Source organism: Legionella micdadei, from assembly GCF_000953635.1.
Taxonomy (GTDB): Bacteria; Pseudomonadota; Gammaproteobacteria; order Legionellales; family Legionellaceae; genus Tatlockia; species Tatlockia micdadei.
This window is the reverse complement of sequence record NZ_LN614830.1, coordinates 2382844-2402289: the sequence shown is the minus strand read 5'-3', so window position 1 is coordinate 2402289 and position 19446 is coordinate 2382844. Positions and strand designations below refer to the sequence as shown.

The window sequence follows — 19446 nt, the reverse complement described above, 5'->3', positions numbered from 1 at the left end:
GAGGCGCGACCGACACATTAGTGTATTTTGCAAATCTATGTGAGGTTATCGCGGTTTCATTTCAGTTGAAAAAGGCGATGGGTTAAAGGGTTTCAATTCTTCTTTGTCTTCAGGGTTCTTAGAGACTGTGCCCTCATTTTGCGTCGCTTGGCTTTGTTCAGAGGGTTTATCCTCAGAAGAGGTAACTGACTTTTCTTTAGGGGATGTTTTGGGCTCCATGGGTAGAGGCGTGGGAACCAAATTTGAAGCGTGCTGGTTTTGACTTTGTGCGCGTAATTCTTGCATTGGTGTTGGCAATAAATTGTTAGCTAACTGCTGCATAAATGCATCATATAAAGCTACTGTTGGTAAGGTAATGCGAATTGCTAATATATTTCTTTTTTCGTCTTTAACAATGTTGACACAATCATCGGACAGGTGATTGCGTTCTTTGAATGTATTAAATTCCTTTAAAATTGCTTCCATGAATTTCTTCAGTTCATTTTTTTGTACGGGAGTTAAGGAATCAAGATCACATTGTAAATTGATGCTAAGCGTCATTGACTCGCGGTCATTAGTAATTACCAATAATTCTCTATCAATTAACTCTGCGATGATCCTCGGATCGAAATTTTCTGCGTCTGCCTGAAGTTGGGAATCGAGATTTCTTCCCTCAACCACTGAATCGAGTTCACCAGCAACATTGACACTGTCGTCCATGGATTTTTCTGATTTACTGCCCGGTGATTCGCTCATACCTTGGCTGGCTTTTTCCTCCGAAGCACTCTCAGAACCGCCGCCACTGCCACCACCGCCACCACCATGTCCTCCACAAATACGCTTTGGTGATGTTTCTCTGAAACAAATCTTACATCGTGTTCTCATCGCTTCAGCAGCTGCTTCTTTTTTTTCTGTTTCTTTGTTCAATTCTTGTAAGGTTAGAGCAGTAGAACTTTTTAGCTCTGCTACCATCTGGGTTTCGGAGGTAGTTTGATGTTCGTCTTTCTTCATAGCGAAATTTCCTAATTCGTATTGATAACGTCATGATGAATGTTAAAAATTATAAAATAAAATAGGTATTTATTAAGAAAGAACAATTGATTTTTACTGATTTCTTACACTAGTTTTACGGATCTTGTTTGAGGCGAAAAAGGGAATGCAAATAAGTGCATGGAAAATAAATTTTGTAATGGTATTATGGTGCGCCGCTTAATTCATGGAAAAGCAAAAATGCATATTAGAAAAATTAAACTTGATGAAGAATGGTTACAACGCAATGTATCAGCTAAATTGTACAAAAAATTAAAAAATAGTCCTGTTAAAAGCTGCCCAGATTTATTGGTAGGAGAAGAAATTGAGCTGCCGATTAGTGTCAAAAAAATTGAGGGAACAAACTGCTATAAAGTAGGGACGGTTACAAAGGCAACTGCTTTGATTGGCCGTAAAGAAGGTTGTAAATTTGGTGTTCCTCTTTCGTTATCAGAAGAGGAGGGGGAAGACTACTGGCTTGTAACTGATGAGGATAAGGTTGGTGAGTTTGAGGCAACACATGGTGCTTTGTTTCGATCCCAAGAGCAGGCTGAAGAGTTTGCTAAGATGTATTCAAGCCTGCATGATTTTTGTAAATCTAACTATTCCAAAGAAACCAACATTCATTTGGTACTAAGTGAGGCTACTTATTGTCAATTCGAAAGGGAATTAAAGCAGTATCACCATGAGATCAAAAAATCCAAAGGAAAACGTAAACAAGAGTCAAATGATGAGCAAAAAACACTCGACGCTGAACACCTTCCTTCAAAACCAATCCTTGCTACCTATGAATTTTTCACAGTGAATGATATTAAGGGTCGATACCCAATGCCGGATAATTCGCCAATCCGTGTTATCTCATTTTCTCCTATAATTACCCATGAATTTTTGATTAGGCATTTTCCCGCTTCATTATGGGTACATAATGAGTTAATAAGACTGGGACAGAAAGGCGAAATTGTTCCAGGATTGGAAGTCCCACAGCAGTTGATTAGAGTGTCGCAACCCGTTGCCTCGTCAGGATTTTTCGGCAAAATTAAAGAGGTTGTCGGTTTAAAACCAAAAGAAGGTAAGCATCAGGTATCTAGCGAATTATCCAGGGGACAAAACCAGGTTGCAACTATCCAATATTTAGTAGAAAACGGATTATATAATAACAATCCTGTGAGTAAAAAAGCTGAAAAAATCAGTTTGGAAGTAGGCGAAAATAGATCCGAAACAACACCTTTACTTTAGCACTTTCAAAAGGTTGGGCCTTGACCCAACCTGCACCTTATTTTTGTATACGTTTGTTTCAAGGTTAAATTTGTGCCCTAAATCTCAGAAGATAATATTTCCTTAATGTTTAGTTGTTAGACTTGCGTTGACTAGGAGAATGATGTGGAATACCCCGAATTTCTTAAGTGGTTACACAATTTAAAAGAAGCCAACGCCAAGCATACAGCTTTGTTAGCGCTTATTGACAAAACCTGCCACTCGCTTAGCAAGACAAATACAAGACAGGCTCAAAAGACTATTATCGATTTACTTAAAAAAATTATAGCGATAGATGCAAAATTAGAGAATCGCGTTATTTACCCTAACCCGCAAGAAACTGCAGGCACAATACTTGAAGCGTTAAGTAAACCTTCACAAGTAGCACTATTTGAATCAAGCTATAAATTTTTTAATTTAAAAGCAGTTTTAGAAAAATACAGAGAACATTTAAACCAGGTTCTTGAAGCCCATGCTGAAATCTATTTTCCATACAAAAAAACCATACTTACTGAATTGCGCGATAGTTCACAACTGCAGGAATACCCAGAAATTGCACTCGCTATAGACAAGATTAAATCAGTAGAAGGTTACCTTAAAATTTTTAATGATGAAGAAAAAAACTTCGGGGAAAAATTAAGCACATTTAAAGCGGCCTACTTCAAAGACATCAATCATGAGACCGGAAAGCATCTATTCGAAAAACGCAGAGACACTACAGGAATGATAATTGCAAAATTGTTTGCATCCTTATTCATCATCCCCATTTTTTTTGTCTGGAAAGTAAAAGGCCAAGAAGTGGATAGAGATATTAAGCAAATTTCGGACTTTTCTCTTCCAAAACCCGGCTAACCATACAAGCCAAGAAATGGTTTATTTTTTATCGTCTTAAAGAGATATATCATTTCCAATAAAGGATCTCTGTTAGTAGAGCTCCTCCTTCATAAAACTCCTCCAATTTCGTGGTGTTTGTGGCCTTAAAGTTCAGTGATTCGTAGAATTTACGGGCTTGCGTATTGCCTTCTAAAACCCAAAGGAATATTTTTTTATATCCTTGTGATTCAAGTTCTGAAATAGCAGCTGTGCAGAGTTTAGTTCCTAATCCCATGCGCCAATAATGGGGATCTAAGTAAATAGCACTTATTTCCCCTGATGAATCTTCTGCATGTGCATTTCGGAAGCGGCAAACGCTCGCAAAACCAACCACTTTGTCCTCAACTTCAAGGACTAATACTTTTACTCCTTGCAAGATCAGTTCTTGCCACTGTTGAGTTCTTTCTTCTATGGATAAATTGTTTAATATCGACTCGGGAATAAATTCTTTATACATGCCTTGCCAAGAACGTATATGCGTTTCGGCAATTGCATGAGCGTCTTGTATGGTTGCCGCTCTGATAGAATAGTTTAATTTGTTATTCATATAGTCTCGTTCGCTAAGTTCACAAACCCAAATAGATTAGGATCAAAAGACCCTGACTCGTAAATGATAACAGTATCTCCATCGTGTGCATAATTTAATAATCAGGGAGAACCATCACCTCAATGTTTTTGGTTAGAGTATGTCGATCAGCAACCGCAATCGTCATGCTCACTCTGCTTTCCTTACTTTATGGAACAAATTTTGCTAGTTATCTCTCAATTATCTTATGAGCGAACAATAAGATGGACTTGAATAAAAAGGATGAAGGACTTTACCTGTTCAAGCTATTTGGTTTTGAAATAAGGTTGGATTGGACATGGTTTTTTTTGGCCATTCTTATCACTTGGACATTAGCTGATGGGTATTTTCCCATAAAATACCCAGGCTATAGTGTAGGGTACTATTGGATTATGGGCTTTATTGGTTCAATAGGGCTTTTTTTGTCGATTATATTGCATGAATTGTGTCACTCTTTAGTCGGGCGGTTATATGGGATCCCTTTTACAGGAATTAAGCTTTTTATTTTCGGTGGGGTAGCGAAGATGGGGGCTGAGCCACCAAGCCCTAAGGCAGAATTCTTAATGGCTGGGGCTGGTCCATTGCTTAGTATCGGTTTAGGGGTAGTTTTCTATGCCCTTTCTCGAATTGGTATTGCAATGAATTGGCCTATCTTACTCACCGGTGTAATACACTACCTAGGCATAATCAATTTTGTTGTAGCAGTTTTTAATTTGTTGCCTGGTTTTCCGTTAGATGGCGGACGAATACTTCGTTCAATTTTGTGGTGGTGGTCTAACAATTTAAAATGGGCGACACGAATTGCTTCCCAGGGTGGAACTTGGCTTGGTTTTAGTATGATTTTTTTAGGGATTATCCAACTTATTCAAGGGGGTCTAATCGGTGGTTTATGGATGATATTAATTGGGTTTTTTCTGCAGTCTATTTCTAAGATGTCTTATCAAGAACTCTTTATCAAAGAAATATTCCGCGGAGACTCTATAAAAAAATACGTCAAAAAAGACCCAATTTATGTCGCATCTGATTTAACGCTTCAAGAGTTAGTAGAAGATTATTTCTATCGTTACTACCACAAACTCTATCCAGTCATGCAAAATGGTGAATTAGTAGGAAGTATTTCTTTTGATACAGTAAGCGAAACAGAAAGAGAAAAGTGGCCAGAAATTCGTGTCATGCAAGTTATGTCCGAATGCTCAGAAAAAAATATGGTCGATGTTGAAACCGATGTTGCAAAAGTCCTAGAAATCATGCGATCTCACATGACCAAACGTTTGATCGTTACCCAAGAGGGTAAGCTTTACGGAATAATTACGCTTAAAGATTTAATGGATGTCATTTTTATCAAACGCGTACTTCGAGGGTAACTCCCAAGAAATTCCTTATTTTGTGACAACCTAGTGTCAATTAAATTTCAAATTGCGAACTACATGGCGGTTGCTCTTGGACTTCTTCAGAGGGCTGAGAACAATTTTTGCTATACTGTTGCCCTTCAAAAAAAGCGATCGGTGAAATTTGTATAAATTCTTTTCTTGAAATGTAACGTTTGGGTTGAACAGAAGGGTAATGGCATCGTTGGGAATCTAAAAAAAGACATTGGTTATAGGGGTTTAAGAAGCCAACTCTTTTATCGGGTTGGGTGTCCTCTTTATCTCGTGTGTCATCATATTTTCTTTTTTTAATTACCTTGGGAGCAGAACCTATTTGGCTTGATAAGTGGTTTAAATTTGACCGATATTGCGCATAAACTTGGCTAAGAAAGTCATCAAATAACTTGCTTTCGACCATTAAGTTACTGAAATAAATGATCAATTCGATATTGATATTTTGTTCGTTTTGATGATTCAAAATCTGCAGGATGTGGTTTAAATCCGGGCTCACATTGTAGCCTATTTCTATCAGCTGTTTTATTTCTAAATCTTTAACTTGGCTAATGGTTGGGATGTCTGCTGAAAAGCCAAGAATGCGTAGCTTTTCAGGATCTTGGTAAATTTTTTTAAAATCCTCCACATAAACTGCCTCATCTTCTGTGGCTTTAGATAAAATAATGCCTAAAGCAAATAAATCAGAAGTAAATTTGCTAACTGCAATAGAATCGTCTGCGACTTGCCCATATTTTCGATACATCTTATCGATAAGGCCCAAACACACTTGAGGGGGCACCGATTCAGGAAATTGTCTATTAATTTCCGAAATAAAAGAGATTAAAAAAGAGTCTGCTTGTTCTTGGTCTGCCTGCTTGACTTTAGAGATTAAGGCAAAAAGAAGTTTGTAATACCACATGATGAAGAACCGAATAACGCTCTAGTAAAAATAGCCCTGCATTCTAAGGCCATTTTGATTATTTATCAAATCAATTGAGTTATTTAAATGCAACAAGTTGATTGATTGAGAATTTCTGATTGCTCATAATGCATAGTTAACACAGTAAGTAATTCTTCCCTTTTCATAAAAGGAGCACTATTTTCTCGAATTTGATTATTTAAATAAGAGACGGCTTCTCTAAGCACATCAAGATTAGGTTTATTTAAATTCTCTAAAAGGTTCAATAAAGGGTTAAGCGTCTCTGCTTGTACTCTTGATAAAACAGTATGAAAAGCCCTAGATAATGTGGTCAAAAATAGCTCGCGATCAGCGATTACGCTTTTAAGGCGGCATTGTGTAATGAGCAATTGACATTGGTCGTGGTGGTTCAAATTAAATAATGGATCTAAGTCTTCGGGTGCAACAATGGGGTTTTGCCAAGATGCCCGGCCATGTTGCGTATCAATACTTAAGTCATATTTTAAATCAGCTTCGCAGAATTGCTGAATAAGCTCAATAACCAACATCATTTCATGAGGGTCGTAGCAGGTAATCAGTAGAGGAGCCTTTTCATCTTTATTGTCTAAAACATGCCATAAAATTTGACACATATCTAAAATTAACTCTTTAGGTGTTTCGGCATGGTCGCTTAAAAACTCTGGATGACGCCAAATTATGCAATGAGCCTTTGCTATGGCTGCCACCGGAGGGGAACTGGCAATATCAGCATGAACATAGGCTTGCTTCACACTCGGGGACTTGGGCTGTAGGACTCGAGCATTGAACCGCAAATCACGTTTGTTGATATCGCAGCCTAAATAATTCACTTTGATTTCTCTGGAACGAGCCAATAGCTCGAAGGTAGATAATTCCAATGCTGTACCACAAGCAATGCTAACGACATTTACCGCATCATGGCCGACTGACCTCGAGATAAGATTTCTAATTGGTGGTAAGAGCGAATATGAAATACGAAAATGTCTAAAATTGAATAAACTTGGGTTTGGGAAAGTATTAAAAATAGGGGGCATTTTGTAAATTACACTCAAATTATGTTTTTTGTTAACAATATAGATTTACTATTCGCTAGCAAATACTGGCATCGCTTTGCAGCGAGCACAGTACCAACCCCTCTATCAAAAAGAATTACGTTCCTTTTATATTCCCTTACTCATACCCACAGAGAAAGGTCTGTCTTCTGTTGTATATTGATCTTTCATTGATTTAACTGCTTGGTGAATTAATACTTCACATTCTCCCTTTCTTTCTCCACCTTTAATATTTGCATCAAAAAATCGGCAACGGCCTTCTTTTATTCGACCCAAATAAATCTCGTGGGCAGCTTTTTTTTGTGGGTAAGTAATTAAGAGATGATCATTTTCATCTAATAAATCAGTCACGGTTTCTTCAGTTAAATCGCGCTTAGCAACAGAAATGTCAGTGTGCTCAGCTCCATTTTCTTTAAAAGCTAAGTGGTCAACATCAGAATCACCTGATTCTAATTCCTTATTTTCTTCTTCAATTGCCAGTTTTAAAAATTTCTTGTCATCTGCAAGGTATTCTTCAGGGTTTTTGCCTTTTAAAATAAGGCTAGCGTAAGCATTGGCCATTGGCCGACACATTCCTACTAATTCGCCTTGATCGTTAATGCCTTGACCATATTTTTCTAAAACCTCCCCTTGCGTGGTGAATGGAGTCGTTTCCTCTTTTTTTGTTGGTAAAAGTGAACAGAAAAAAGTACGCATGGTTGTTCTCCCTATAAAAGCCAAGGGAAATTATAACACAAACTGGTTATATAAAAGCAATAAGTCTTAACAAATATCAGAATCCTGACTTGTTCATTGCTAGGATTCTGATAAAAAATGATTATTGCATCCCGTGCTTAAGATCCTGCTGAAAATCAATATAATCATGGATGGCGCCAATGCCTAATCCTTCCTCATGGGAGACATAAGGATTCATAGCTGCTTTTCCGGAACCAAATAGGGTATGGGCTAAATATCCTGCCTTTGCATAAGTGATTTTAGTTTGATCGGCGTCAACGCCTTTCTTGGCCTCTTCATCCGCTTCTTTTTGAAATGAATCAGCAATTTTCCTTTCATTTTTTACGGTTTTTGCCCATTTTTTCATATTATGTTGATAGCCTTCGCCTTCGTGCCCATCTATCTCAAATCCTCGTTCAAAGTGGGTAACATGCTCTTGAGCCAAATCAACCCCTTCTTTATCAAGATGCTGGTTAACTGCTTGCACATGAGGCGGTGCTTTTTCGTGTAGCATCTTTCGTTGTGGAAATTTGTATTCATAACTTTCATCCACATTTGAAAACGCCGCTTTTATAACATCAAAAGTTGCTTTAAATATTCCTGGGGATTTTTTCTCTTCTCTGGCTTTCATGGTTACCTCTGCTTGTTTACGACTAATAACGAACAAATTCTAACCACTTAACATTAAGGAAATATTAATTTAGAACAGATTAGTTAAATTTATGATTGTTTGAACTATAGGAGATCAAATGATCATGTTGGTGATGGAAATTATTTCGCTTTAAATACTAGTAAGGGCTTTATGGCAATGATGACCAGTTAATGGATCCAGTCCAAAATACTCTGCAGTGCATTAAAGTGGATTTAATTTTTTGCAAGTGAAGAAACTTGTAAAGCAGGTCGCGGGCACAGCGCTAAATGAGTGGCATCGAGACTTCGCCTCTAGAATCGCGTTATCTGCTACTCGAAAGTAGCCGCCTATCCAAACATATCCAAGACTATCCATTGCTTTGCATTGCCACCATGGGCGTATTGATTGCCCGTTGACCAAGGCATCGCAATCTTCTTGTGAGACCCGACATGTTTTTGGATTTTTACTTTGTTTTTTGCATAACTTCATCGCATTACGCAAAGACGACCATTCATTGTTGCTAAAACCATTGAAGTATTGCTCAGTACGATCATGGGAACTGCATTGCCAGACTACCATATCTATCGCTGCATGAAGTGAGGGAATCCATAGGCTCAAAAAAAGTGCCAGTATTCCATTAGATGTATGCATGATTTTCTCCATAATTTACTTGAACACTTAAATCAAATAACAAAACTTAATAATTAAAGTGTAATCCAAATAACAAATCATGCTTGCATCTACGATCCTTATATTGACTTTAGCCTTGGGACACAGAGAGACTTCAAAAGAAAGGAACTTCCTACACTCAAGGTTATTCCTTTTAAACAGGGTATTCGTTGTAGAACAATCGATTTTGATTCGGATTTTTCGAGATAAGATGATTATCCAATTCGACAATTAAGTCGCATAATGTGGGTATATTCTCGTCACCCACAGGATAAAAATTCCTTTTGACTCGCTTCCTTCTAGTCTTGATTTTTTAAGCTTCATCCATTTAAGAATAGGAAAAACCCAACAAAGCAATCCCTACAAAAAACAAGGTGATACCACCGAAGAACTTACACCATTTTGCATACTGAATACTTATTCTGTTGACAGCATAAAGATAATCAAATCATCAAGCATAAAGAATAGATCATACAAAAAAAGATAAAGATAATATTGCCAAACTTGAAGATTATGTAAAGCTAGGGCTTGAATAAAAATGGCAGGTATAAATGATGAGCATACAAATTCTAATAAATTCACAACTTGAACTAATCTAATTTCTCTATATTTGGAGAAATTTTTCGGAAATGCCCGGGCTGCCCACGGAAGAACTCTTGGATTAGTTAGGAAATGCCGACCCCCAACTGTCCATCCATCGTTCTTTGATCGACGTTTTTGTCTTTTTCTTGCTACATTCTGTTGCTGCAGATTCCAGATACTTTTGTTTTTGCATCATAGCGGCAATTGGCCCATAATGATTTAGTAGTATTTGTCGGTCTGTTAAAGGATAAGTTTAACTAATCTGTGAGTAATAAAAGTTGATCGACTGTCCAAAACACTGAGCAATGGCGGCCAGGATAGAAGCAATGGCTAGCTAAAAATCTAGCAAAAAAAAAACCTGCCAAAGCTCAGTAAAGCCGCAAAAGGTTTGCATGTGCTTGATGAAGCCCCCTAGCACCTATGTTCTCAAAAATAATGACGAGTGATTTAATATCAAAGGGACATGAATATGAATCAACCGGATTTAGAGACAGATCCTAGCAAAGGCTTGAATTCTCAAGAGGTCAAAAAAAAACTGGCAGCTTATGGTGTAAATGCCATTGAAGAAAAGAGAACAAGTAGCCTAATTAAATTTTTTTCTTTTCTTTGGGGGCCTATTCCCTGGATGATTGAAACAGCGCTCTGTTTATCAGCAATTTTACAACATTGGACAGATTTTTGGATTATTTTTCTGATGTTAGCGCTTAATGCGAGTGTCGGGTTTTGGCAACAATATCAAGCAGATAATGCCATTGAAGCCTTAAAGAATAAGTTGGCATTGACTGCGCGCGTGCTACGTGATGGCAAATGGATAACCATTCCCGCACGTGAACTGGTACCAGGGGATATTGTTTTAATTAAATTAGGGAACATTATTCCAGCGGATATAAAGCTATTAGCTGGTGAATATTTAACAGTGGATCAGTCGACCTTAACGGGTGAATCTCTTCCAGTTGATAAAAAAGTAGGGGAAGAGGTCTATTCAGGTTCTATTGTTAGATTGGGTGAAATGACAGGGATTGTCATCGGAACTGGAATGAATACCTATTTTGGTCGTACAGCAAAATTGGTTGAAACAGCTAAAGCGGCCTCCCATTTTGAAAAAGCGGTGTTAAAAATTGGCAATTTTCTTATCCGCATGACCCTGGTTTTAGTTCTTATTATTTTAGTTGTTGCTCATTTGCGCCAAGTAGCTTTTCTCCATTCATTACTTTTTGCCCTAATTCTGACGATTGCCGCAATCCCTGTGGCTTTACCGGCAGTATTAACTGTAACCATGGCAGTTGGTGCTTTGCAACTTGCTAAAATGAAAGCCATAGTTTCACGATTATCTTCTATCGAAGAAATGGCCGGCATCGATGTTTTATGTTCGGATAAAACAGGAACACTGACTAAGAACCAACTGACTATGGGGGAACCAGTTATTATCGAGGCGACTGGTAAAGAAGAACTTCTTCTTGCAGCTGCATTAGCTTCAGAGGAAAACTCTGTCGATGTCATCGATCAGGCTATCATTCAAGCACTTCCCCCGGGCATTCAAATGGAACCATACAAAACAACTCAATTTATTCCTTTTGATCCAAAACATAAGCGCTCGGAAGCACTCATTGAACATGATCATAAGTCTTTCAGGGTATCTAAAGGGGCTCCACAAATTATATTGGAATTAGTTAATAAACCAGAGCTCACACAACAAGTCGAACGTGAAGTGGATAGATTTGCAAGCACAGGATATCGTGCATTAGGTGTGGCAAGGAAAGATGGGGATGGAGCATGGAGGTATATTGGACTCATTGCTTTATTTGATCCTCCAAGAGACGACACTGTTGACACGGTTAGAAGCGCGCAAAAGATGGGACTCGAAATAAAAATGTTGACAGGCGACCACGGTTCTATCGCCAAAGAAATTGCGGGGAAAATTGGATTAGGAGAAAACATTGTTCCTGTTTCCACAGTATTTAAAGAAGAACCAGATGATGCTCACAAACTTGAAACTATTGATGGCTTTTCGGAAGTCTTTCCCGAACATAAATTTAAAATTGTTAAACTGCTTCAATCCATAGGTCATATTGTAGGGATGACAGGTGATGGAGTTAATGATGCTCCTGCCTTAAAGCAAGCGGATGTTGGTATTGCTGTGGGTGGTGCAACTGATGCTGCCCGTGCTGCGGCTGCTTTGATTTTGACTGAAAGTGGATTATCGGTAATTACGCAAGCTATTGCGGTGGCCAGAAAAATTTTCGAACGTATGACCAGTTATGCCACGTTCAGAATAGCGGAAACTATAAGGGTACTACTTTTTATTTCATCCAGTATCGTCCTGTTTAATTTCTATCCTGTTACAGCCATTATGATAGTGCTGCTGGCGATATTAAATGATTTTCCGATTATGATGATTGCCTATGATCATGTTCCTGTAGCTCCATTTCCAGTCCGCTGGGATATGCAGCGGGTTTTAATCATCAGTACCACTCTTGGGATCATTGGTGTTATCGAAACATTTATCCTATTTTATCTTGCTAAAGATTATTTTGAGTTGTCTTTACCGATGATCCAAACCTTTATTTTTTTAAAATTGTTGGTATCGGGACATCTTACTATTTACATCACTCGAAATACGGGGACCATTTGGCAACGGCCTTGGCCAAATCTTTGGTTCTTCCTCAGTATTGAATCCACTCAAATCATGGGTACTCTGGCTGCAGTTTATGGGTGGTTTATTACCCCAATTGGCTGGATCTATGCCTTAATTATTTGGGCTTACGCACTTTTGTGGATGTTTGTTGAGAGTGGAGTGAAAATTTTGCTTTATAAGAAGTTGATTCCCCGTGATCACAAGCAGTGGATGGGAGGTGGCCATGCTGATTGATTTAGATGGAAAATTAGGGGTAGTAGTTGGTATTGCGAATGAGCATAGTATTGCCTATGGCTGTGCTGAGAAGTTTCATCTGGCCAAAGCAGAGTTAGTGGTTACTTATCTGAATGAAAAGGCAAAAACTTACGTTGAACCCTTAGCAGAAGCATTACAATCACCTTTGTTTTTACCGTGTGATGTACAAAAGAAAGAAGAGCTCGCCATGTTGTTTGATAGCATTCAGCAAAAATGGGGGAAGCTCGATTTTATGCTGCATTCGATTGCTTATTGTCCAAAAAGCGATTTGCAAGATCGTGTGGTTGATTGTTCTCAGGAAGGATTTTTAGAAGCAATGGCTATTTCTTGTCATTCCCTGATTCAAATGTCAAAACTTGCTGAACCATTGATGAAACAAGGGGGAAGCATCTTAACTATGAGTTATTACGGCAGTCAAAAAGTGAGCAAAAATTATAATCTCATGGGTATTGTTAAGGCCGCATTAGAAGCTACTGTTCGCTACCTTGCTTATGAATTAGGCAAAAATAATATTAGGGTTAATGCGATCTCTCCCGGTCCCATTAAGACTCGTGCAGCATCAGGGATTCTTAATTTTTATGAATACGTTGAAAAAGGAATAGAGAAATCCCCATTACATCGACTAGTTAATATCGAAAATGTGGGTAATCTTGCGACATTTCTTGCTAGCGATGCAGCCCAAGATATCACAGGACAAGTTCATTATATCGATACAGGCTATTCAATCATGGACTAGGAGGGTTTTCATATGGTATTCATCGAAAATCGTACGTTTGATGAACTCAAAATTGGTGATTTTGCTAGTTTAAAAAGGACGCTGACTCAAAAGGACATTGAATTATTTTCAATCATGTCAGGTGATGTCAATCCTGCTCATGTAGATGCCGAGTATGCAAAAGATGATAGGTTTCACAAAATTATTGCTCAGGGGATGTGGGGGGCATCACTCATCTCTACAGTTCTAGGCACTGAGCTTCCAGGACCTGGAACGATTTATTTAGATCAAACCCTCAAATTTTCTGCACCTGTAATCCCGGGAGATACGCTAACAGTGACAGTTACTGTCTTAGAGAAAAAAAAGGAAAAAAATATCATTAACCTGGACTGCAACTGTAGGAATCAACAGGGAAAAACAGTAATTTCAGGGATTGCAACGGTGATTGCTCCAACTGAAAAAGTGAGGAGAAGGCGTGTTGAATTACCTAAAGTAGTTCTTCAAGAGTCTAAGGACTCATGGTATAACCAACTGATTAAAAAGAAAAATGGTTATACCCCTCTTAAAACAGTGGTTGTCCATCCAGTTGATGTGCTCTCACTACAAGGTGCGATCGATGCTGCGGAAGAAAATTTGATCAGTCCAATTCTCGTGGGACCCTCCGAAAAAATTCAAAATGCAGCTAAAGAGGCCAACATTAATCTTTCTGCGTACGAAATAGTAGCAACAAAACACAGCCATGAAGCGGCAGAAATGGCCGTTAAAATAATTAAGGAAGGAAAGGCTGAAGCGATAATGAAAGGAAAAATTCATACTGATGAATTGATGAGTCCTATAGTGGATAAAGAGAATGGTTTACGCACAGGACGACGAATGAGCCATGTTTTTTCTATGGAAGTACCGAACTATTTTAAGCCATTGTTCTTGACTGATGCTGCAATCAACATACAACCTGACTTACAAACTAAAAAGGATATTGTACAAAATGCGATCGATTTGTTTCTAAGGTTAGGTTTGCGACAGCCAAAGGTAGCTATTTTATCTGCAGTTGAGACAGTCAATGAAAAGATTCCATCAACCTTGGATGCAACAGCTCTGTGCAAAATGGCTGAACGTGGTCAAATTACAGGTGGAATTGTTGATGGTCCACTTGCTTTTGATAATGCCATTTCTATTGAATCTGCTCGTGAAAAGGGAATATTTTCCCAAGTAGCGGGTGATGCTGATATTCTCGTTGTTCCCGATCTCGTGTCAGGTAATATGCTGTACAAGCAAATTACATTTTTATCGGGTGTTGAAGCAGCGGGGATTGTTCTGGGGGCGCGAGTTCCTATTATTTTGACCAGTCGTGGCAGTAATGAAGTGTCACGTAAAGCTTCCTGTGCGATGGCCTTAATCTATGCTCGACTTAAGGATACCTTCAACGAATAAACACATCCTCTTTATTTAATCTGACCAATCTTTTGTTCTGGCATTTAGGTTATCTTGGAATAAAAATTTATGTAGTAAAAAACAAACGCTAATACTAACTAATGAAGTGTTTGATGAGAGCACAATTCAAGTTCTGAACGATATTTCACTTGGTTCAATCAATCACAACTAAATTTCTACTTAATTAATCTATTTTTCAAAAACAATTCTATTACTGAAATACTCTCTATATTTTTCTGTATCGTTAATATTTCCTTAATCTTAACCATGTAAAATTTAAAGATTTAATTTTTGAATAAATTTTAAATAAATTTGTTCAAAAAACACAAGTAATAACAACTCAATTTTCAAGCGATATCAACAGATTATTTAATAATTTTTTGATAATTATTCAATTCAATCAATCCGTTATTTGAAAAATAAATTTATAGTAAAAAGAGTGAGAAGTATGAATAAAGTTATTATTTACACTGATTTTGATGGTACGGTAACTAGAAGGCCTGGGGGGGATCTTGTATTTACAAACTTTTATCAATCATTATTGCAAGGTTATAAAGAAAATGTAAAACAAGACTATAAAAGAACTTCAATGAAAACCCCATGTGAAATTCAGTCTTTATTCGAAGCTAAATTTGGACAATATGACAAAAGTTTTGATTGCAGCCAGGTAGATGTTGATCTCCTTATGAGCCCAGATGCCATCCTATTTTTTCATGAAATATTATTAAATGATGACGTTACAGTGAATATTGTGACAAAGAATCGATCCGAGTACATAAATGCGGTCTTCAAATATCACGGATTTTCTAACGAAGAAATAAGAAAACTAACTATTTTAGATTCTGGGAATAAATTTAGGGACGTTAATTCCCAACTCAAGCGGCAAAATCGCGAAACAGTCAACTGTGTTTATATACTTGATGACAGTGAGAGAGATTATCAAGAGATGTTTCGCGCTGTAAAAACCAACCATTATGATGAGATCCGAGGATATAATAAGAAACCAGGAGAGTTTGAATGGATTCAATACCTAAGAGATATTAGGGCTGTTACTTCACTCGAAGCTGATTTTAAAGACGGTAACACAATAATGGAGACAACAAGCCACCAGCTCGAGGTAAACAATGCGGAAAATGGTGAAACGATAGACTCAGCAGATGGCGAAGGAAAGAAGGGCGGGATAAAGCGCAAACATGAAGACAACGATGCTACTGCTAAAGATTTGCCAACCTCTTATAAAAAGCGATGCATTCGGCCATTTTTTGATAGTCAACCAGAAGACTATGCGGCCAAGGAACCGCACCTGGGCGACGTTTCAAGCACTATGAACCCACCTTCGGTTTAATGTATCGGAGTAATTCCTATAACCTTACAAATACTGCTTCCCCGGGGAGCAGTAGTCTCGAAGCGATAGTGTATGTATCTCTCACTTTGGAAAAATTTACGCAGGCGCCTGTGTCTGGAATGTGTAATTACCAGAGGCAAAGCTTGTATGAAGCGTTTAGTCAGTATAGTGAAAAGCTTTAGTTTTATTACCCCTCTAGCGCTTTCTTGGCTGCGTTAGAATCAAAATCACCCTCCCATTTAGCAATCACTATGGTTGCTACACCGTTTCCAATTAAATTAGTAAATGAACGGGCTGCAGACATGAATCGGTCGATACCAAGCAGCAGCACGACCCCTTCAACGGGAATGGTATGCATGCTGGATAAGGTTGCAGCTAACACAATAAATCCGCCACCTGTAACGGCAGCAGCTCCTTTAGAGGTTAATAATAAAACGGCGATAAGCGTCAATTGCTGGCTTAGTGAGAGGTCAATGTTAAGCGCTTGGGCAATGAATAATGTGGCGATAGTGAGATAAATCGATGTTCCGTCGAGGTTAAAAGTATATCCAGCTGGCAAAACCAATCCTACAACTGTTTTTCCACAACCTAATTTTTCTAATTTACTAATCATCCTCGGCAAGGCGACTTCAGAAGATGAAGTGCCGAGTACTATGAACAGTTCTTCTTTAATGTATTTTAGAAAACGCCACAAACTGAATTTAAATGTTTTCGCAATGAAACCCAATACAATGAAGATAAAAAATAGGCTTGTAAGATACACATCCGCCAATAATTTGCTCAGTGCAACTAAGGTGTGTATGCCATATGCGCCTATTGCATAGGCCATTGCGCCAAAGGCACCTATGGGTGCGACTTTCATGATAAAACCAATAATGGAAAAGAGCACAGTAGAAAATTGATCAATTAGTTTTGTAAATGGCTGAAGTTTTTCCCCACCCTTTAAAATCCCAAAACCAAATAAAATCGAAACAAATAAAACGGGTAAGATCTCACCTTTTGTAAAAGCACTTACTAAGGTATCGGGAATAATATTCAAGAGGAAATCAACAGTATCAAATGCGGCTGTCTGAGAAGTGTAATTAGCAATGCTCTTGCTATTTAACGAATGGACATCAATGTTTAACCCAGCACCAGGCTGATATAAATTGGCTACAACAAGCCCTATGATTAAAGCAAACGTGGTCAACACTTCAAAATAAATAAGGGCTTTGATGCCAATACGTCCTACTTCTTTGATATCTTTCATACCGGATATGCCGGTAACAACGGTGGTAAAGATAATAGGGGCTATCATCATCTTTATCAGCTTGATAAAACCATCCCCCAACGGCTTCATTTTCATAGCAAGCTCAGGGTAAAAGTGACCGAGCAGTATTCCCATGATAATGCTAACCATAACTTGGAAGTACAATTGCTTATGAAGCTCAGTTTTTTTAATTAAATTTTTTTCCAGATATTTTTGACTTGCTTGAGCATCGATAAGTTTTTCTTCCAATTCGAGTTCTAACATCATCTACACCATCCGTTATTGATAAAATTTGAATATCCAGAAAATTGATTATTGTAGCATAATTAACATTTCAAAGTATTTTATTTGGACATTAAGAGGAATCCGACTAGCTATTCAAACGGATTTTGCTGATTATTGCAATCGATCCTATTTTTGGTGAGAACAGATCGCCCCTTTAAATTATTGGAAATGGCCACTGAATTACATTTCGGTAGCACAAAATATACTATACTGATTGTTAAGTATTTTTTAGGGAAGATAAAATGCCGACTGTCAGAGAAGTCACTTTCAATCTATTAAGAAAATTGGATGTAAAGCATTTTGTTGCAAACCCAGGGTCAACTGAAGAAACATTTCTAGCTAATTTCCCTAAAGATTTTAATTTCGTCATGGCATTGCAAGAAGCAAGTGTAGTGGGAATCGCTGATGGTTTATCTCAAGGATTAAAAAAGCCAGTGATTGTGAATGTGCACACCGGAGCTGGAATGGGGAACGCGATGGGATGCATTTTGACTGCCCGGCTGAATAAAACCCCTTTAATCATCACTGCAGGCCAACAAACGAGGGAAATGTTGTTGATGGAACCTTTTTTGACAAACCGTGAGGCAACCGAGTTTCCAAAGCCTTGGGTCAAATGGAGTTATGAGGTGATGCGTCCTGAAGATGTACCCGGAACCTTCATGCGTGCTTACGCAATAGCTACCCAGGCTCCAGCAGGACCTGTTTTTGTATCTATTCCGTTAGATTTATGGGATTGCCACATTGAGGCGGTGGATGTTTTTCGGACTTCTTCCGTGAAAACAGCTCCTGATCCCGAAATTATATCCTCCTTCGCAAAACGAATTAACGAAAGCATCAACCCGATTCTTATTTATGGAGGGGATGTTGCAAGAAGCGGTGCTTGGAATGAGGCTATCTTATTGGCTGAAAGGCTTGGTGCGCCAGTATGGAAAGGACCGTTTTCCGAACTGGTTTCATTTCCGGAAGACCACGGTTTATTCAAAGGCGAGTTACCTTCTGGGAAAGGATTGTTAAGCCAGATGCTTAATAACCATGATCTGGTGATTGTGATCGGCGCTCCAGTGTTTCGCTATTATCCATGGATTCCAGGGGCGTATCTCCCTAAAGGTGCTTCTTTAATCCAAATTATTGATGATCCGTATGAAGCAGCCAAATCACCAGTAGGGGATAGTTTGATTTCCGATAGCCGTCTTGCCCTTAAATGCCTTCTTGAAGAAGTCAAAGAGCGTCATTCGTCAATGAATTTCTTAACGGATGTGAAGAAAAAACGAAATCAGGCTCAAATTTCGCCAACTTATCCTCTCACCGCAAAACAAGTCTTTGATGTCCTCTCTTTAAATACACCCGATGACTATGTTTTGGTAGAGGAATCACCTTCTAATTCCCATGAGTTCCAAGAATCAGGAATAGGAACTATTACTAAACCTGACTCTTTTTACGCGATGAGTTCAGGAGGATTAGGTTGGGGAATGCCGGCATCTGTTGGTTTGGCCTTAGCTGAAAAAAAGAGTGGGCGCAAAAGGCCAGTGATTTTAATTATTGGAGATGGTTCATTCCAATATTCCGTCCAATCAATTTGGACCGCGGTACAGCATCAAGTTCATCTCATAATAATCGCATTAAGAAATGAAGAGTATGCAATATTAAAATCGTTTGCTCTTTTGGAAAAAACGCCTAATGTGCCTGGATTAGATTTGCCAGGATTGGATCTAGTCGCATTGGCTAAGGGGTATGGCGCAGAAGCTTGTCGTGCCGATACGATTGAGGCGATTGAGAATGCCTATCAAGGCGCACTAAAAAAAATGGGTGTGAGCGTAATTGAAATACCGATTGATAAAAAAATTCATAAGTTGTTAGGATATATCCACATGAAATAGATTTGATT

General features: G+C 38.3%; 16 protein-coding genes. 8 read left to right on the top strand and 8 right to left on the bottom strand.

The features are described from left to right. Nucleotides 1-45 precede the first annotated feature (45 nt). Nucleotides 46-990, bottom strand: a complete 945-nt coding sequence (locus tag LMI_RS10700) for a hypothetical protein (RefSeq protein WP_045099792.1) — start codon at nucleotides 988-990, stop codon at nucleotides 46-48. A gap of 159 nt (nucleotides 991-1149) precedes the next feature. Between LMI_RS10700 and LMI_RS10695 the strand changes: the two genes are divergently transcribed. Together LMI_RS10695 and LMI_RS10690 are read left to right on the top strand one after the other, a co-directional pair. Next, entirely contained in the window at nucleotides 1150-2244 is a 1095-nt protein-coding gene (locus LMI_RS10695; protein WP_045099791.1) for a hypothetical protein, read from the top strand. 144 nt (nucleotides 2245-2388) lie between these two features. After that, entirely contained in the window at nucleotides 2389-3114 is a 726-nt protein-coding gene (locus tag LMI_RS10690; protein ID WP_045099790.1) for a hypothetical protein, read from the top strand. A gap of 49 nt (nucleotides 3115-3163) precedes the next feature. On the opposite strand, the gene LMI_RS10685 is transcribed toward LMI_RS10690, so the two are convergent. Beyond that, entirely contained in the window at nucleotides 3164-3682 is a 519-nt protein-coding gene (locus LMI_RS10685; protein WP_045099789.1) for a GNAT family N-acetyltransferase, read from the bottom strand. A 242-nt stretch (nucleotides 3683-3924) separates the two neighbouring features. Between LMI_RS10685 and LMI_RS10680 the strand changes: the two genes are divergently transcribed. Then, complete coding sequence (locus LMI_RS10680; RefSeq protein ID WP_045099788.1) at nucleotides 3925-5064, top strand: site-2 protease family protein; 1140 nt, start codon at nucleotides 3925-3927, stop codon at nucleotides 5062-5064. Nucleotides 5065-5104: 40 nt separating this feature from the next. On the opposite strand, the gene LMI_RS10675 is transcribed toward LMI_RS10680, so the two are convergent. From LMI_RS10675 to LMI_RS10655, 5 genes are all read right to left on the bottom strand, one after another. Further along, on the bottom strand, nucleotides 5105-5980 hold the full coding sequence (locus LMI_RS10675) for a hypothetical protein (RefSeq protein WP_045099787.1): 876 nt from the start codon (nucleotides 5978-5980) through the stop codon (nucleotides 5105-5107). 83 nt (nucleotides 5981-6063) lie between these two features. Further along, complete coding sequence (locus LMI_RS10670; RefSeq protein WP_045099786.1) at nucleotides 6064-7032, bottom strand: hypothetical protein; 969 nt, start codon at nucleotides 7030-7032, stop codon at nucleotides 6064-6066. Between the two features lie 126 nt (nucleotides 7033-7158). After that, complete coding sequence (locus LMI_RS10665) at nucleotides 7159-7746, bottom strand: hypothetical protein (RefSeq protein WP_045099785.1); 588 nt, start codon at nucleotides 7744-7746, stop codon at nucleotides 7159-7161. Nucleotides 7747-7867: 121 nt separating this feature from the next. Then, nucleotides 7868-8395, bottom strand: a complete 528-nt coding sequence (locus LMI_RS10660; protein ID WP_045099784.1) for a hypothetical protein — start codon at nucleotides 8393-8395, stop codon at nucleotides 7868-7870. Nucleotides 8396-8617: 222 nt separating this feature from the next. Then, entirely contained in the window at nucleotides 8618-9046 is a 429-nt protein-coding gene (locus LMI_RS10655; protein ID WP_045099783.1) for a hypothetical protein, read from the bottom strand. 1069 nt (nucleotides 9047-10115) lie between these two features. Between LMI_RS10655 and LMI_RS10650 the strand changes: the two genes are divergently transcribed. From LMI_RS10650 to LMI_RS10635, 4 genes are all read left to right on the top strand, one after another. Then, nucleotides 10116-12515, top strand: coding sequence for a plasma-membrane proton-efflux P-type ATPase (locus tag LMI_RS10650; RefSeq protein WP_197540462.1), 2400 nt, complete (start codon nucleotides 10116-10118; stop codon nucleotides 12513-12515). Then, nucleotides 12505-13272, top strand: a complete 768-nt coding sequence (gene fabI / locus LMI_RS10645) for an enoyl-ACP reductase FabI (RefSeq protein WP_045099781.1) — start codon at nucleotides 12505-12507, stop codon at nucleotides 13270-13272. Before LMI_RS10650 ends, fabI begins: the two co-directional genes overlap by 11 nt. Before the next feature lie 12 nt (nucleotides 13273-13284). Beyond that, nucleotides 13285-14682, top strand: coding sequence for a bifunctional enoyl-CoA hydratase/phosphate acetyltransferase (locus LMI_RS10640; protein WP_045099780.1), 1398 nt, complete (start codon nucleotides 13285-13287; stop codon nucleotides 14680-14682). A gap of 448 nt (nucleotides 14683-15130) precedes the next feature. After that, nucleotides 15131-16027: a hypothetical protein gene (locus LMI_RS10635; RefSeq protein ID WP_052679540.1), complete on the top strand. Its 897-nt coding sequence runs from the start codon at nucleotides 15131-15133 to the stop codon at nucleotides 16025-16027. A gap of 187 nt (nucleotides 16028-16214) precedes the next feature. Here the strand turns inward: LMI_RS10635 and LMI_RS10630 are convergent, their stop codons facing one another. Beyond that, on the bottom strand, nucleotides 16215-17543 hold the full coding sequence (locus tag LMI_RS10630; protein ID WP_064102974.1) for a dicarboxylate/amino acid:cation symporter: 1329 nt from the start codon (nucleotides 17541-17543) through the stop codon (nucleotides 16215-16217). Between the two features lie 260 nt (nucleotides 17544-17803). On the opposite strand from LMI_RS10630, the gene mdlC reads away from it, so the two are divergent. Then, nucleotides 17804-19438 (top strand): benzoylformate decarboxylase, encoded by a 1635-nt coding sequence (gene mdlC / locus LMI_RS10625; RefSeq protein ID WP_045099779.1) that lies wholly within the window; start codon nucleotides 17804-17806, stop codon nucleotides 19436-19438. Nucleotides 19439-19446 lie beyond the last annotated feature (8 nt).

Excerpts from the sequence above, each read along its gene's own strand:
- LMI_RS10700 (WP_045099792.1), bottom strand. The coding sequence starts at position 990 with ATGAAGAAAGACGAACATCAAACTACCTCCGAAACCCAGATGGTAGCA.
- LMI_RS10695 (WP_045099791.1), top strand. The coding sequence starts at position 1,150 with ATGGAAAATAAATTTTGTAATGGTATTATGGTGCGCCGCTTAATTCAT.
- LMI_RS10685 (WP_045099789.1), bottom strand. The coding sequence starts at position 3,682 with ATGAATAACAAATTAAACTATTCTATCAGAGCGGCAACCATACAAGAC.
- LMI_RS10680 (WP_045099788.1), top strand. The coding sequence starts at position 3,925 with ATGGACTTGAATAAAAAGGATGAAGGACTTTACCTGTTCAAGCTATTT.
- LMI_RS10675 (WP_045099787.1), bottom strand. The coding sequence starts at position 5,980 with ATGTGGTATTACAAACTTCTTTTTGCCTTAATCTCTAAAGTCAAGCAG.
- LMI_RS10670 (WP_045099786.1), bottom strand. The coding sequence starts at position 7,032 with ATGCCCCCTATTTTTAATACTTTCCCAAACCCAAGTTTATTCAATTTT.
- LMI_RS10665 (WP_045099785.1), bottom strand. The coding sequence starts at position 7,746 with ATGCGTACTTTTTTCTGTTCACTTTTACCAACAAAAAAAGAGGAAACG.
- LMI_RS10660 (WP_045099784.1), bottom strand. The coding sequence starts at position 8,395 with ATGAAAGCCAGAGAAGAGAAAAAATCCCCAGGAATATTTAAAGCAACT.
- LMI_RS10655 (WP_045099783.1), bottom strand. The coding sequence starts at position 9,046 with ATGCATACATCTAATGGAATACTGGCACTTTTTTTGAGCCTATGGATT.
- LMI_RS10650 (WP_197540462.1), top strand. The coding sequence starts at position 10,116 with ATGAATCAACCGGATTTAGAGACAGATCCTAGCAAAGGCTTGAATTCT.
- fabI (WP_045099781.1), top strand. The coding sequence starts at position 12,505 with ATGCTGATTGATTTAGATGGAAAATTAGGGGTAGTAGTTGGTATTGCG.
- LMI_RS10640 (WP_045099780.1), top strand. The coding sequence starts at position 13,285 with ATGGTATTCATCGAAAATCGTACGTTTGATGAACTCAAAATTGGTGAT.
- LMI_RS10635 (WP_052679540.1), top strand. The coding sequence starts at position 15,131 with ATGAATAAAGTTATTATTTACACTGATTTTGATGGTACGGTAACTAGA.
- LMI_RS10630 (WP_064102974.1), bottom strand. The coding sequence starts at position 17,543 with ATGATGTTAGAACTCGAATTGGAAGAAAAACTTATCGATGCTCAAGCA.
- mdlC (WP_045099779.1), top strand. The coding sequence starts at position 17,804 with ATGCCGACTGTCAGAGAAGTCACTTTCAATCTATTAAGAAAATTGGAT.